General features: G+C 72.3%; 14 protein-coding genes. 9 read left to right on the top strand and 5 right to left on the bottom strand.

Going from position 1 to position 14,767, the window contains the following annotated elements; genetic code table 11:
- Positions 1-99 precede the first annotated feature (99 nt).
- The 3 genes from QOL88_RS07895 (at position 100) to QOL88_RS07885 (ending at position 1,844) form a co-directional block, all read left to right on the top strand.
- On the top strand, positions 100-642 hold the full coding sequence (locus tag QOL88_RS07895; RefSeq protein WP_179878795.1) for a sigma-70 family RNA polymerase sigma factor: 543 nt from the start codon (positions 100-102) through the stop codon (positions 640-642).
- Positions 639-1,451: an anti-sigma factor gene (locus QOL88_RS07890; RefSeq protein ID WP_097215739.1), complete on the top strand. Its 813-nt coding sequence runs from the start codon at positions 639-641 to the stop codon at positions 1,449-1,451. Before QOL88_RS07895 ends, QOL88_RS07890 begins: the two co-directional genes overlap by 4 nt.
- A 126-nt stretch (positions 1,452-1,577) precedes the next feature.
- A complete protein-coding gene (locus QOL88_RS07885) occupies positions 1,578-1,844 on the top strand; it encodes a hypothetical protein (protein WP_030850794.1) in 267 nt (88 codons plus the stop codon).
- Between the two features lie 180 nt (positions 1,845-2,024).
- Here the strand turns inward: QOL88_RS07885 and QOL88_RS07880 are convergent, their stop codons facing one another.
- Complete coding sequence (locus tag QOL88_RS07880) at positions 2,025-2,807, bottom strand: ABC transporter permease (RefSeq protein ID WP_097215738.1); 783 nt, start codon at positions 2,805-2,807, stop codon at positions 2,025-2,027.
- Positions 2,804-3,769, bottom strand: a complete 966-nt coding sequence (locus QOL88_RS07875; RefSeq protein ID WP_097215737.1) for an ATP-binding cassette domain-containing protein — start codon at positions 3,767-3,769, stop codon at positions 2,804-2,806. The genes QOL88_RS07880 and QOL88_RS07875 overlap by 4 nt, the downstream gene beginning before the upstream one ends.
- A 63-nt stretch (positions 3,770-3,832) precedes the next feature.
- Between QOL88_RS07875 and QOL88_RS07870 the strand changes: the two genes are divergently transcribed.
- On the top strand, positions 3,833-4,549 hold the full coding sequence (locus QOL88_RS07870) for a TetR/AcrR family transcriptional regulator (protein WP_097215736.1): 717 nt from the start codon (positions 3,833-3,835) through the stop codon (positions 4,547-4,549).
- 77 nt (positions 4,550-4,626) lie between these two features.
- Here QOL88_RS07870 and QOL88_RS07865 read toward each other — a convergent pair whose 3' ends face one another.
- The 3 genes from QOL88_RS07865 to hmgA all read right to left on the bottom strand — a co-directional run bounded on the left by QOL88_RS07865 (position 4,627) and on the right by hmgA (position 8,042).
- The gene (locus QOL88_RS07865; protein ID WP_097215735.1) at positions 4,627-5,784 is read right to left on the bottom strand and encodes a type ISP restriction/modification enzyme; all 1,158 of its coding nucleotides are present in this window, start codon (positions 5,782-5,784) and stop codon (positions 4,627-4,629) included.
- 94 nt (positions 5,785-5,878) lie between these two features.
- On the bottom strand, positions 5,879-6,628 hold the full coding sequence (locus tag QOL88_RS07860) for a GntR family transcriptional regulator (protein WP_097215734.1): 750 nt from the start codon (positions 6,626-6,628) through the stop codon (positions 5,879-5,881).
- 43 nt (positions 6,629-6,671) lie between these two features.
- Positions 6,672-8,042 carry a homogentisate 1,2-dioxygenase gene (gene hmgA / locus QOL88_RS07855; RefSeq protein ID WP_097215733.1) on the bottom strand — a complete coding sequence of 457 codons (1,371 nt, stop codon included), beginning with the start codon at positions 8,040-8,042 and terminating at the stop codon, positions 6,672-6,674.
- Between the two features lie 154 nt (positions 8,043-8,196).
- Here hmgA and QOL88_RS07850 point away from each other — a divergent pair, with 154 nt between their 5' ends.
- The 5 genes from QOL88_RS07850 to QOL88_RS07830 all read left to right on the top strand — a co-directional run bounded on the left by QOL88_RS07850 (position 8,197) and on the right by QOL88_RS07830 (position 14,715).
- Complete coding sequence (locus tag QOL88_RS07850; RefSeq protein ID WP_097215732.1) at positions 8,197-8,793, top strand: hypothetical protein; 597 nt, start codon at positions 8,197-8,199, stop codon at positions 8,791-8,793.
- Positions 8,790-9,407, top strand: coding sequence for a TetR/AcrR family transcriptional regulator (locus tag QOL88_RS07845; protein WP_097215731.1), 618 nt, complete (start codon positions 8,790-8,792; stop codon positions 9,405-9,407). Before QOL88_RS07850 ends, QOL88_RS07845 begins: the two co-directional genes overlap by 4 nt.
- 127 nt (positions 9,408-9,534) lie before the next feature.
- The gene (locus tag QOL88_RS07840; RefSeq protein WP_097215730.1) at positions 9,535-11,802 is read left to right on the top strand and encodes a molybdopterin oxidoreductase family protein; all 2,268 of its coding nucleotides are present in this window, start codon (positions 9,535-9,537) and stop codon (positions 11,800-11,802) included.
- 135 nt (positions 11,803-11,937) lie between these two features.
- On the top strand, positions 11,938-13,380 hold the full coding sequence (locus tag QOL88_RS07835; RefSeq protein WP_097215729.1) for a CitMHS family transporter: 1,443 nt from the start codon (positions 11,938-11,940) through the stop codon (positions 13,378-13,380).
- 21 nt (positions 13,381-13,401) lie between these two features.
- Positions 13,402-14,715 (top strand): MFS transporter, encoded by a 1,314-nt coding sequence (locus QOL88_RS07830; protein ID WP_097222904.1) that lies wholly within the window; start codon positions 13,402-13,404, stop codon positions 14,713-14,715.
- Positions 14,716-14,767 lie beyond the last annotated feature (52 nt).

Here is a 14,767-nt window from a genome sequence, read left to right as displayed (position 1 = left end):
TTTCGGCGCGCTGATCCGTAACACCGTCCGGAGGTGTGTGCGTTGCGAATGCCTCGCGTGAGGGGACAGGCCCGGTGCGGCCTCGGAGAGGGGGACCGAGTGGAGGCGGACGAGCTGCTGCTGCTCGTGGCAGGTGGGGACCAGAAGGCTTTCGAGGAGCTGTACGCAGTGGTGTCCGGCCCGGTGTTCGGACTCGTACGGCGCGTGGTGCGCGACCCCGCCCAGTCGGAGGAGGTGGCTCAGGAAGTGCTGCTCGAACTGTGGCGCTCCGCGGCGAAGTTCGACCCGGGCCGGGGCAGCGCGATGTCCTGGATCCTCACCCTCGCCCACCGCCGCGCCGTCGACCGGGTCCGCAGCGCCCGGGCGGCCGGGGAGCGCGAGCGGCGCGAGGCACTGCGCGCGAACCAGCCCGCCTTCGACCAGGTCACCGAGGAGGTCGAGGCCGGTCTCGAACGCGAGTGGGTGCGCCGCTGCCTGGACCGGCTCACCGTCCTGCAACGCCAGTCGGTCACCCTCGCCTACTACGAGGGCTACACGTACCGTGAAGTGGCCGAGCAGCTCTCCCTGCCGCTGGGCACCGTCAAGACGCGCATGCGGGACGGGCTGACCCGGATGCGCGAGTGCCTGGGAGGAGTGGCATGAGCCTCTTCCGCCGCGAGGACCTTCACTCGCTCGCCGCGCCCTACGCGCTGGACGCCCTCGAGCCCCCGGAGCGGGTCCGCTTCCAAAAGCACCTTCGGGACTGCGACCGCTGCGCCGCCGAGGTGCGCGCCCTGACCGAGGACGCCGTCCGGCTCGCCTGGTCCACGACCGCCCCGCCCCCGGCCGCGCTGCGCGACCGGGTCATGCTCGCCGTCCGGACGACTCCGCAGGACCCGGCGCCGCGGGGCGCGGAGCGTGAGCCGGCCCGGGCGCGGGCGACGAAGCTGCCGCCGCACGTCTGGGGCGCCCAGCCGCCGCCGCGGCAGCGGCGCCGGATCCCGCTGTTCGTGCCCTTCGCCACGGCCACCGCCGCCGCGGCCCTCGTCGTCGCCTCGCTGTTCGCCGTACAGGCGAACCGGACCCAGGACCGGCTGACCGCCGAGCAAGATCGGTCACGTGAGATCGCCCACGTTCTGGCAGCTCCGGACGCCCGTGCGAGCAGTGGCCGGGACGGCCGGGGCCGCACCATCGGAGTGGTCGCTTCCGCCACGGAGGGGAGTGCGGTGGTCACCCTCGGCGGATACGGAGCCCCTTCGGGTGGCCGCGTGCACCAGTTGTGGCTCATGCGCCCGGGCGCGCAACCCCGCTCCCTCGGGCTCTTCGAGGGCGACACGCCCCTGGTCGCAACGGGTCTGGGGACTTCCGCGACGTCACTGGCCGTGACCGTCGAGCCCGGTGGAGGATCGCCGCAGCCCACTACGCAGCCGATCGTCCAACTCGCCCTGAAATCTGTTGGATTCGGAGAGTAATCGGAGATACATCGTCAACCCCCTTATGGGGAAGGTGAATCCTGTGACCGCGATACACGAGTGCCCGGACGGGGCGATAGGGTTAACCTGCCCGGGCCGGGTGGACTCGTACGGGTGGGGAGTGACATGGATCAGATAACAGTGCGCAGCAGGGCCAGGGTCCCTGCGATCACCTGCGGGAGCAGCGCGACCAGTTCGCGCCTCGACCGCCACCTCTCGGTGCTGGGCGGCCCTGCCGTCCCCCAGCGGGAGACGGTCGAGGCGACCTCGCTGATGCGGGAACTGACCGCGCGTCAGCCGCACGACCGCAGTGGCAGGGGCGCGCGCGTGCGTCGCGTCTCGCTCTTCGCGCCGCTGCGCCGACTGCGCCGCTCGCTGTTCGGCAGCAGGTAGGGGCCCGCGCTCGGGCGGTCACACCGCTCCTGGCACAGCGCTGCGACACTCGTCGTCCGTCATCCCCGCGGCTCGCAGCGACGCCAGGTGTGTTCCCGAGCGCGGCACGCCCCCTGTCGGTGCCTCATCCCCGCCCGGCAGTGACCGGGGGCCACGCCCGCGGCTCAGGCGGCCGCTCGTTCACCGCTCCCCGTGCGCGTACTGGCGCACGGCCAGCGGCACGAACACCCCGAGCAGTACGGCGCACCACAACAGCGACCCCGCGACAGGGTGGGCCACCGGCCAGGCCGCCCCGTCGGGCACCGGCGCGTTGCCGAAGAGGTCCCGCAGGGCCGTGGCCACCGCGCTGATCGGATTCCACTCCGCGACCGTCCGCAGCCAGCCCGGCAGCCCGCTCGTCGGGATGTAGGCGCTGGACAGCAGCGGCAGCAGGAATGTCGCACCGCCCAGCTGACCGGCCGCCTCCTCGTTGCGGGTGAGCAGGCCGAGGTAGATCCCGGCCCAGGTGCACGCGAAGCGGAACAGCAGCAGCAGCGCGAACGCCCCCAGAGCCGCGAGCGGGCTGCCCTCGATCCGCCAGCCCACGGCGAGACCCACCAGCAGGAACGGCACGGTCCCCGCGGTCGTGGCCACGAGGTCCGCCGCGGCCTGCCCCAGCGGCACCGCCGCCCGGCTCATCGGCAGCGTACGGAAGCGGTTCGTCACACCCCGGTGCGTGTCCCCGGCCGCCTGGAACATGCCGGTCATGATCCCGCCCGAGGCGGTCGCCACCAGCAGGCCCGGCACCAGGAACGACCGGTACGCCTCGCCCGGCACCGCCAGCGCGCTGCCGAAGACGTAGCCGAAGAACAGCAGCATGCTGATCGGCATGACCTGCGTGAGGATCAGCAGCCCCGGGTTGTTCCGCATCCGCAGCAGCTGGCGGCCCAGCATCGCGGTCCCGTCGTACGCCAGCATGCTCATGCGGCACGCTCCTTCTCGTCGGTCGTCTCGGTCGAGGTCTCCGTCAGACGCAGGAACACGTCGTCGAGGGTCGGCGGGCGCAGGCTCACGTCGAGCAGCGGCACCCCGGCCGTGTCCAACGCGCGCACCAGCAGCGGGATCGTGAGCGTCGGGTCCTTGCTGACCGCGCCGACGGCGTTGCGCTCGTGGTCGAACGACGGCTGCGCGCCCGTCAGCCGGTCGAGCACGGCCGCGGCCTTCGCCAGCACGTCCGCGTCCGGCACGACGACCTCGGCGTGCGCGCCGACGAGCGACTTGAGCTGCGCCGGGGAGCCGGTGTGCGCGACCCGGCCCCGGTCCACCAGGGCGATGTCGTCGGCCAGTTGGTCGGCCTCCTCCAGGTACTGGGTGGTGAGCAGCACGGTCGTGCCCTCGGCGGTCAGGCCGCGCACCACGTCCCAGATGAGGGTGCGGCTGGCCGGATCGAGGCCGGTCGTCGGCTCGTCCAGGAACAGCACGTCGGGGCGGCGGGTCAGGCTCGCCGCGAGGTCCAGGCGGCGGCGCATGCCGCCGGAGTAGGTGGACGCGGGACGGTCGGCGGCCTCGGACAGGCCGAAGCGGTCGAGGAGTTCCGCGGTCCGGGCGGCCGGGCCGCGCACCCGGTGGAGCCGGCCGAACAGCTGGAGGTTCTGGCGTCCGGTGAGGTCTCCGTCGATCGACGTGTCCTGCCCGGTGACGCCGATCCGGGCCCGTACGGCGGCGGGCTCCCGGACGAGGTCGTGGCCCGCCACCCGGGCGGAGCCCGCGTCCGGCCGCAGCAGCGTCGTCAACAGCCGTACGGCCGTCGTCTTGCCCGCCCCGTTCGGCCCGAGGACCCCGCAGACCGTCCCCTCGGCGATCGCGAGGTCCAGCCCGCGCAGGGCATGGACCTCCCCGAACCGCTTCTCCAGACCTTCACTAAGTACAGCGTACGTAGAAGTCATGGCATGACCATAGCGCACTACGTACGCTGTACGTAACTAGGATGGAGGCAGAGGTGATGATCGATGGCGGGCCGAGCGGCCGTACCCGAAGTGATCTGGGCGCGCCCCGAGCGCACCGGCCGTGGGCCGAAACCGGCGTTCACCCGCGCCGACATCGCGGCGGCGGCGGTGCGGATCGCCGACGCGGACGGGCTGGACGGGGTGACGATGCGCCATGTCGCGACCGAACTGGGCTGCGGCACGATGTCGCTGTACAACTACGTCCCCCGCAAGGAGGACCTCTACGAGCTGATGATCGACGCCGTCGGTGCCGAGCACGAGATGTTCGAGCCCACCGGCGACTGGCGCGCCGACATGCTCCGCAACGCGGAGGAGACGCGCGCGATCATGTACCGCCACACCTGGGTGCCGCGTCTGATGCCGGGGGTGTTCGGCTTCAGCCCCAACACCCTGCGCTACCTGGAGCACTGTCTGGCGTGCCTCGAACCGCTCGACGTGCCGGCCGGCACGAAGACGGAACTGGTCGCGCTCCTCAACGCCGTCGTGACGGCCTACGCCGGGAACGAGATCGCGACCGCTGAGCGCACCCGCTCCATGCCGTGGACGGCGGAGGAGGAGAACGCGGTCCGCATGGCCTATCTCGGCAGCCAGATCGCCACCGGCGCCTATCCGCGGATGATGGCGGCCTTCACGGAGCAGAGCGGGCCGGTCGATCTGGAGGCCGTGTTCAGACGGGCGCTCGAACGCGTCCTGGACGCCTTCGACCCCGAGTCGCGCTGAAGCAGCCAGACCAGCCAGACCAGCCAGACCAGCCAGACCAGCCGGAGCAGCCGGCGCGGCTGAAGCAGCCGGCGCGGCTAGAGCAGCGCCAGTTGCCCCTCGGGGCCCTCCTCGGGCCCCTCCAGCACCGACGCCGGGCGGCGGGCCGCGCTCGGCACCGGGAGGACGCCGGCCTTGCCCAGGTCCGTCGCCGTGACAGGGTCGGGGACCTCCGGCTCCTCCAGGGGACGCAGTTCGGCCAGGAGCGCGAGGACGGTGATCAGCTCCAGCAGCTCCGACGTCCAGACCTGGGGCCAGGTGGCGGGACGGATCGCCGCCAGCGTGCCCGGCTCGGGGACGGCGACGCGGGTCGCGAACCACTGCTCCAGGACGCGCACTCCGCTCACCTCGAAGTCCCAGGCCTGCGGCGGCACCGGGGAGACGCGGCCCTCGTCCAGGAACAGGGCCTCCTCGTCCCGGTCGTAGCGCAGCGTCACGGGCCGGGAGGGCAGTGGGGCGCGGACATAGGGGCGGCGGCCGCCGGGCAGCTTCGGGCGTTCGCCGTCGCGGCGCATCAGCCACAGCAGCCGGTGCCCCAGCTCCAGGCCCCGCTCCCACGCGTCGGCGTCCCCGGTGAGCGGGACGGTGAGGTCCGGGCGGACCGTGGCCGTGATCCAGGCGAGCACGTCCAGCGGCGCCGGGACGCTGCCCAGCCTGCTGCCGAGGTGCTCCAGCAGACCCGGGGCCAGATTCGGCTCTCTGCCGCCCGGGCGGCGGAACAGCGGGCGGACCCGGCCGGGGCGGAGCAGCGGGAGCAGGGAGGTGACGAGCAGGGGAGGGGTGGCCCCGGGTGCCTCCGCCGCGAAGACCTGCCGCTCGTCCGCCACCCGCCACAGCTCCGGGCGGGCCGCGTCGATCAGCCGCTGGTCGGGGATCAGCCACTGCTCGTCGTAGGGCGCGAGCAGCACGCGCACCGGCTCCGGGCAGGGTCCCGAGGCGCGCACCAGCTTCTCCGTGCCGCCGCTGCCGCTTCGGCCCGGCAACCGGCCGACCGCCGTGTGCAGCGTGCGCGACCGCGTCGGTTCGAACAGCGACTCGCGGTCGGGGCCCTCGGCCTTGACCAGGGCGTCCCAGCGGGCCTTCAGGGACCCCGCGTCGGGGGCCGCCGGCCAGCCCCGGCCGAGCCGCGGCGGTGCGACGGACCACGGCATGAGGTCCGCCAGCAGCGGAGCGTCGTCGTGCGTCACGCTGGGCATCGTACGACGGATCCAGCGCCCCGAACGGGCGCGGGGAACGGCGCGACCGGCCCCCGCCGGCGCGCGGACGGGCGCGGTGCTTCCAGCGGAGCGCTCACGTGGCGTCCAGGGTCACCGTGAAGGAGAACCGGTCCCCCCGGTAGTGGATGACGGCCACGTCCAGAGGCCGCCCGTCGGCGTCGTACGTCACCCCGGTGTAGTGCAGGATCGGGCTCAGCAGGGGGACTTGGAGCAGCTTCGAGGTCTCCGGGTCGGCCAGCCGCGCCTCCACCGTGTCCGTGATGCGGCTGATGTCCGCCCCCACCACGTCCCGCAGCACCTTGGTCATGGGCCACCGGACGAGGTCGTCCAGGTCGATCCGCGCGGCCAGTTCGGGGCGCACGTAGTTGCGGGCGTGGTTCGTCGGCTCACCGGTCTTCTCGTCGCTGCGCAGCCGGTGGTACGTCGACACCTCCCGGACATCCGGGAAGAACTCGGCGAGTTCGCCCGGCACGGCCCCGCTGCCGTGGTCCAGCAGCTCGGTCGTCATGCCGGACTGCTGGGCCACGATCGCGTCCACCGAGCCGAGCAGGCGCACCGGGGAACCCCGTCGCGCGTGCGGCTCGATGAACGTGCCCCGCCGGCGGTGGCGCGAGATCAGCCCCTCGTCCTCCAGCTCCTTCAGCGCCTGCCGCATCGTCAGCACGCTCACGCCGTAGTGCCCGGCCAGCTGCTCCTCGGTGGGCAGCCGCAGCGGGTCCTGGGGCGAGCGGCCGAGGATCGAGGCGCGCAGCGACTGCGACACCTGATACCACAGCGGCAGCTTGCGGTTCAGGACGATGGAATCCGGGGCGAAGGAGGTCACGGGCCATCCGTACCGGTAGGAAATGATCAGTGCAAGGGGTCCCTCAGGGGCGGAAGTGCCGCTCCAGGCCCCGCCAGACGTCGTCGTAGCGCTGCTGGAGGTGTTCCGCGCGTGCCGCGTGCGGGGTGAGGGTGAGCGGCCAGCGCGTCTCGAACATGAACGCCAGACCGTCGTCGATCTTCTGCGGCTTCAGCTCCGCGGCGCTCGCCCGGTCGAACGTCTCCCGGTCCGGGCCGTGCGCCGACATCATGTTGTGCAGCGAACCGCCGCCCGGCACGAAGCCCTCCGCCTTCGCGTCGTACGCGCCCTCGATCAGGCCCATGTACTCGGTCATCACGTTCCGGTGGAAGTACGGCGGCCGGAACGTGTCCTCGCCCACCAGCCAGCGCGGCGCGAACACCACGAAGTCGACACCCGCCAGCCCCGGGGTGTCCGACGGAGACGTCAGCACCGTGAAGATCGACGGGTCGGGGTGGTCGTAGGTGATGGTGCCGAGCACATTGAAACGCCGCAGGTCATAGACGTACGGCACATGGTTGCCGTGCCAGGCGACGACGTCGAGCGGGGAGTGGTCGTAGGTGGCCGTCCACAGGTTGCCGCAGAACTTGTTCACCACCTCCACCGGGCCCTCGACGTCCTCGTACGCCGCCACCGGTGCGCGGAAGTCCCGGGGGTTGGCGAGCCCGTTGGCGCCGATCGGACCCAGGTCGGGGAGGCGGAAGGGGGCGCCGTAGTTCTCGCACACATAGCCGCGGGCCGTCGGGCTCTGCCCGCCGTCGGACGCCGTGTCCAGGAGCTCCACACGGAAGCGGACCCCACGGGGAACGAGCGCCACATGTCCCGGCTCCACATGGAGCAGGCCGAACTCGGTGTGCAGCAGCAGCCCGCCGCGCTCGGGGACGATCAGCAACTCGCCGTCGGCGTCGCTGAACACCCGGTCCATCGAGGCGTTGGCCGAGTAGAGATGCACGGCGATGCCGGTCCGCTGGGTGGCGTCACCGTTGCCGCCCAGGGTCCACAGGCCCGCCAGGAAGTCGGTCTCGGGTGCCGGGTCGGGCAGCGGGTTCCAGCGCAGGCGGTTGGGATCGGGCACGGTCTGGGTGAAGGGGGCGGTGCGGATCGAGCCGCTGTGGGTCCGGGTGAACGCCGGGTGCGCGGCCGAGGGGCGGATCCGGTACAGCCACGAGCGGCGGTTGTGCGCCCGCGGTTCGGTGAACGCCGAACCGCTCAGCTGCTCCGCGTACAGCCCGAGCGGGGCCCGCTGGGGCGAGTTGCGGCCCTCGGGCAGTGCGCCCGGGACGGCCTCCGAGCTGTGCTCGTTGCCGAAGCCGGAGAGGTAGGTCAGCCCTTCGGCGGTCTTCCGCGCTCCTCCAGGCTCGAACCCGCTCGCGCGGGTGGTGCCCCCATCGCCCATGATCGCTGCTCCCTTGCCGATTGATTCCTATGCAGTACCGTAGGATTGCGTTTTCCCCGACGCAAGAGGGGCGCGCGGCATCCTCTCGACGGATGACCTGAACCCGACTTGAGAACGATCCGCCGGGCCGGACGTGTGTTCTACGCTCCCGGACATGACGTGGACACGGAGACCTCTTGCCGCGCTCGCGGTCTGTGTTCTCCTGCTGGCCGGATCCGCGGGCTGCGGCTCCGGCGACGCCCAGGACGGTGCCGGGTCGGCGGCACCGGTGGGCAAGATCCTGGAGGACCGGGACCAGGAGGGGCGGCCCTATCGCGAGGTCGGGCAGGAGGACGCCCCCGACGTCGGGATCGAGGTGCAGCCCGACGCCGCCGGCGGTTGGGACGTGCGCCTGAGCGTGCGGAACTTCCGCTTCTCCCCGACCGGCGCGGCGGCCCGCGCGGTGGCCGGACGAGGTCTCGCGCGCCTCTTCGTCGACGGCCGTCCCGTCACCCGGCTGCGCGCCCTTGCCTACCGCCTGGACACCCGCCTCGTGCCGCGCGGCACCCACCACGTCACGGCCCGCCTCTACGCCGACGACGGCACCGTGTGGGCGGTGGACGGCAAGCCCGTGGAGAGCACGGCCGACATCACGTCCTCGGAGCCCGGCCCGGGCGTCCCGCCGGACGCGGCCTCCCGGCGCAAGGCCCGGACACAGGGCACGGACACCGGGGGGCGAGGTTCACCCGACCGCGCCGGAGGGGCATCATGAAGCCCGTGCCCCCCGCGACATCGCTCCGTCGTGCGCCCGTGCAGCGGCGCAGTGCCGAACGGCTGACCCGGATCCTCGACGCCTGCGCCGATCTCCTCGACGAGGTCGGCTACGACGCCCTGAGCACCCGTGCCGTCGCCCAGCGGGCCTCGGTCCCGATCGGTTCGGTCTACCGCTTCTTCGGCAACAAGCGTCAGATGGTCGACGCGCTGGCGCAGCGCAACCTGGAGCGGTACACCGTGCGCGTGACCGAGCGCCTGCGGCAGACCGGCGAGGACGGCGGCTGGCGCACGGCCATGGACGTCATGCTCGACGAGTACCTGGAGATGAAGCGCACCGCGCCCGGCTTCTCTCTCGTCGACTTCGGCAACCAGATCCCGGTCGGCGCCCGCGCCGAACCCAACCACCGCGTCGCCGACCGCCTCACCGAGCTTCTCTCCGGATACCTCGACCGCGAGCCCGACGAGGATCTGCGCCGCGTCTTCCTCATCGCCGTCGAGACCGCCGACACCCTCGTGCACCTGGCGTTCCGGGTCGCGCCGGAGGGGGACCGGCGGATCATCGACGAGGCCCGGGAGATGCTGCGGGCCTATCTGGCGCGGGTGCTCGACTGACCTGGATCCCGCGCAGGCCTCCACTGCTCGACCGGCCGAATCCCGCGAGGGCCTCCCCACCGTGCATACCGGTCGGTATGCTCGGGCGCGTCAGCGCGTCACCGTAGCCGCCGCCCCGGGAGGACCCGTGTCCCGCACCGCCCTGCGTATCTGCCCCCTGTGCGAGGCCACCTGCGGCCTGACCCTCACCATCGAGGGAACGCGCGTCACCCACGCCCGAGGTGACCGCGACGACGTGTTCAGTCAGGGGTTCATCTGCCCCAAGGGCGCCTCCTTCGGGGCCGTCGACTCCGACCCCGACCGGCTGCGCACCCCGCTGGTACGACGGGACGGCGAGCTGCGCGAGGCCACCTGGGAGGAGGCCTTCGACGCGGTCGCCGCCGGCATCCGGCCCGTCGTGGAACGGCACGGCCCGAACTCCGTCGGCGTCGTTCTCGGCAACCCCAACGTGCACACCATGGCCGGTGCCCTCTACCCGACCGTCCTGCTCGCCGGGCTCGGCACCCGCAGCGTCTTCACCGCCTCCACGGTCGACCAGATGCCCAAGCACGTCTCCAGCGGCCTCCTCTTCGGCGACGCCAACGCCATCCCGGTGCCCGACCTCGACCGCACCGACCATCTGCTCCTGATCGGCGCCAACCCGCTGGAGTCCAACGGCAGTCTGTGCACCGCCCCCGACTTCCCCGGCAAGCTGAAGGCCCTCAAGGCCCGCGGCGGCACCCTCGTCGTGATCGACCCGCGGCGCACCCGCACCGCGAAGCTCGCCGACCGGCACGTCGCCGTCCGGCCCGGCACCGACGCGCTGCTGCTCGCGGCGATGGCCCAGGTGCTCTACGACGAGGGCCTCGTCGACCCGACCCCGCACGTCCAGGGCGTCGAGGAACTCGCCGGGGAACTGCGGGAGTTCACGCCCGAGGCGGTCGCGGAGGCCTGTGACGTCGAGGCCGGCGTCATCCGCACCCTCGCCCGCGAGCTGGCCGCCGCCCCCACCGCCGCCGTCTACGGCCGGATCGGCAGCTGCACCGTCCCGCACGGCACCCTGGCCAGCTGGCTCGTCGACGTCCTGAACATCCTCACCGGCAACCTCGACCGGCCCGGCGGCGCGCTCTTCCCGCAGGCCGCCACCGACAAGACCCCGCGCCCCGCCGGACCCGGCCGCGGCTTCGCCCTCGGGCGCTGGCACTCCCGGGTGAGCCGGCACCCCGAGGCGAAGGGCGAACTCCCCCTCTCCGCCCTCGCGGAGGAGATCGACACCGCCACCGAGGAGGGCGAGCCGGTGCGCGCGCTGATCGCCGTCGCCGCCAACCCCGTGCTGTCCGCGCCCGACGGCGACCGCCTCGACAAGGCCCTCGACTCGCTCGACTTCATGGTCAGCGTCGACCCGTACCTCAACGAGACCTCGCGCCACGCCGACGTGGTCCTGCCCCCGCCCCCGCCCTCCCAGAGCCCGCACCACGACTTCGCCTTCAACACCCTCGCCGTACGCAACCAGGTCCGCTACACCCGCCCCGCGATCCCCCTGGAACCCGGCCGCATGGCGGAGACGGAGATCCTGGCGCGGCTGATCCTGGCCGTCACGGGCATGCACGGAGCCGACCCGGCGGCCGTCGACCGGATGGTCATCGACCAGACCCTCGGCAAGGCGGTGAAGGAGCCGCACTCGCCGGTCCACGGCGGCGACCCGCGCGAGCTCGCCGGCCGGCTCACCGGCGACACCGGCCCCGAGCGCCGGCTCGACATGATGCTGCGCCTCGGCCCCTACGGCGACGGCTTCGGCGTACGACCGGACGGACTCAGCCTGGAGAAGCTGCTCGCGCACCCGCACGGCATCGACCTCGGCCCGCTCGAACCCCGCCTGCCGCAGCCCCTGAAGACCCGCAGCGGCCAGGTGGAGCTGCTGCCCGGCCCGATCGCGGACGACCTGCCCCGCCTGCGCGCGGCCCTCGCGGAACGCCCCGAGGGACTCGTCCTGGTCGGCCGCCGTCATCTGCGCTCCAACAACAGCTGGATGCACAACGTGCCCGCCCTCACCGGCGGCTCGAACCGCTGCACCCTGCACATCCACCCCGAGGACGCCGAGCGGCTGGGCGTGCGGAACGCGGAGCCGGTGCGGGTGAAGGGCGCCGGGGGAGAGGTGACGGTGAAGGCCGAGGTCACCGACGCGGTCCGCCGGGGTGTGGTGAGTCTGCCCCACGGCTGGGGCCACGACCGTCCCGGCACCCGCCTCAGCCACGCCTCCACCGACCCCGGCGTCAACGTCAACCAGCTCCTCGACGGCCGTCTGCTCGACCCGCTGTCGGGCAACGCGGTCCTCAACGGCGTACCCGTCGAAGTCGCCCCCGGGACCGCGCCGGAATCCCCCACAGTGACCGAAAAGCTCACCGCTCTGACCTGAGCAAAGCTGTGACCAGCAGTTTTGCTCTTATTGCTCGCACGTCAACGTCTTGTTAACGCTGCTTGACGGCACCTAACGTCTCGGACACCGCCGGCCCTGGTGGGATGTTCAAGGGCGAACGTTAGGTATCCACTCATGCTGACCATCCTCGGCTTCGCCATGATCGCGACCTTCCTGGTCCTGATCATGATGAAGAAGATGTCGCCGATCGCGGCGCTCGTGCTGATTCCCGCGCTGTTCTGCGTGTTCGTCGGCAAGGGCGCCCACCTCGGCGACTACGTCCTCGACGGCGTGACCGACCTCGCCCCCACCGCGGCGATGCTCATGTTCGCGATCGTCTATTTCGGCGTGATGATCGATGTCGGTCTCTTCGACCCGATCGTCCGCGGCATTCTCAAATTCTGTAAAGCCGACCCGATGCGGATCGTCGTCGGCACCGCCGTGCTCGCCGCGATCGTGTCGCTGGACGGCGACGGCTCGACGACCTTCATGATCACCGTCTCGGCGATGTACCCGCTGTACAAGCGCCTGAAGATGAGCCTGGTCGTGATGACCGGTGTCGCCGCCATGGCCAACGGCGTGATGAACACCCTTCCGTGGGGCGGCCCGACCGCCCGCGCCGCGACCGCGCTGAAGCTCGACGCCAGCGACATCTTCGTCCCGATGATCCCGGCGCTCCTGGTGGGCCTGCTCTTCGTCTTCGTCCTCTCCTACGTGCTCGGTGTGCGCGAGCGCCGGCGGCTGGGCGTGCTGACGCTGGACGACGTGCTGGAGGAGGAGAAGGAGACCGAGACGGTCCTCGTCGGCTCCGGCGGCTCCGGCGACGGCAAGGTCTCGATGCGCAAGGGCGCCGCGGCCGGTACGGGTGGCACGGGCTCCGGCACCGACGTTCCCGAGGGCTCCGGGGACTCCACGGACTCCGCGGACGACGACGACTTCCAGGGCCTCGACCCGAACCGGGCGACCCTGCGTCCCAAGCTCTACTGGTTCAACGCGCTCCTCACGGTCTCCCTGCTCACCGCCATGATCATGGAGTGGCTGCCGATCCCGGTGCTGTTCCTGATCGGCGCCGCGCTCGCCCTCTCCGTGAACTTCCCGCACATCCCCGCCCAGAGGGCCCGCCTGGCCGCCCACGCCGACAACGTCCTCAACGTCTCCGGCATGGTCTTCGCCGCCGCCGTCTTCACCGGCGTCCTCCAGGGCACCGGCATGGTCGACCACATGGCCAAGTGGATGGTGGACGTCATCCCCGGCAGCATGGGCCCGCACATGGCCCTCGTCACCGGCATCCTGAGCCTGCCGCTCACGTACTTCATGTCGAACGACGGCTTCTACTTCGGTGTCCTGCCCGTCCTCGCCGAGGCCGGTGCCGCGCACGGGGTCACCCCGCTGGAGATGGCCCGCGCCTCGCTGGTCGGCCAGCCGCTGCACATGTCCAGCCCGCTCGTGCCGGCCGTCTACGTCCTGGTCGGCATGGCCAAGGTGGAGTTCGGCGACCACACCAAGTTCGTCGTGAAGTGGGCCGCCCTCACCTGCCTGGTCATCCTCGGCGCGGGCATGCTGTTCGGGATCATCTAGCCACCCATGGAGGACGCCATCGTGAGGCCCGGTGGGAACCGCGGCTGGCTGCTCCGCCTCGTCGTCGCCTTCAGTTTCGCGCAGGGGGCGGTGTCGATGGCCCGGCCCGCCGTCTCCTACCGGGCCCTCGCTCTGGGCGCGGACGAGCGCGCGATCGGTGTGATCGCCGGTGTCTACGCGCTGCTGCCCCTGTTCGCCGCCGTGCCCCTGGGCCGCCGCACCGACCACGGCCGCTGCGCGCCCCTGCTGCCGGTCGGCGTGGTGCTCATATCCGGCGGCTGCGCCCTCAGCGGCGTCGCCGGCTCCCTGTGGACGATGTCCCTGTGGAGCGGGGTGATGGGCCTCGGGCACCTGTGCTTCGTCATCGGCTCCCAGTCCCTGGTCGCCCGCCAGTCCGCGCCGCACGAACAGGACCGCAACTTCGGCCACTTCACCATCGGCGCCGCCCTCGGCCAGCTGGTCGGCCCGGTCGCCGCGGGCGCGCTCATCGGCGGCGACGACATGGCGGGCAGCAGCGCGCTGGCCCTGATCGTGGCGGGTGCGACGGCGGCGGTCGCGTTCACCTCGCTGTGGCGCATCGAGCATCGCAGCACGGCGTCCGCGTCCCGCCCGGACAAGGGCGACCGGATCCCGGTCGGGGGCATCCTGCGCACCCGGGGGGTGCCGGCGGGCATCTTCATCAGCCTCGCCGTGCTGTCCGCGACGGACATCCTGACCGCCTACCTGCCGGTCGTCGGCGAACACCGGGGCATCGCGCCGTCCGTGATCGGCGTCCTGCTCAGCCTGCGCGCCGCGGCGACGATCGCCTGCCGCATGGTGCTCACGCCCCTGCTGCGGCTGCTCGGCCGGACCCTGCTGCTGACGCTCACCTGTCTGCTCGCCGCCCTGCTCTGCGCGGGCATCGCCCTGCCGGTGCCGGTGTGGGCGCTCGGCCTGCTGCTGGCCGCGCTGGGCTTCTGCCTCGGGGTCGGTCAGCCGCTGTCCATGACGACGGTCGTCCAGGCCGCCCCCGACGACGCCCGCTCCACGGCTCTGGCCCTGCGCCTGACCGGCAACCGGCTCGGCCAGGTCGCCGCGCCCGCCGCGGCGGGACTGATCGCCGGAGTCGCGGGTGTGGCGGCGCCGTTCGTCATGCTGGGCGTGCTGTTGCTGCTCTCGTCCGGGGTCGCGGTGCGGTCGCCGAAGGAGCCGGAGGAGCCGGAGGGGCGGGAGATGCCGGGCGACCCGGATGAGCCGGACGAGCCCGACGTGTCGGAGGAGGCGGGCGGCGAGGTCCCCGAGGCACGCAGAGGCCTCAGGCGTGGGGTGTCGCTGCGCCGGAAGAGCGATATCTGACGCGTCGTAGGGCGGTGCTGCGGCCTTTTCGGCCGTGAGGTGACAGAGAGTC

The organism is Streptomyces sp. Ag82_O1-12 (genome assembly GCF_900182715.1).
Taxonomy (GTDB): Bacteria; Actinomycetota; Actinomycetes; order Streptomycetales; family Streptomycetaceae; genus Streptomyces; species Streptomyces massasporeus.
This window is presented reverse-complemented; position numbering and strand designations above follow the sequence as displayed.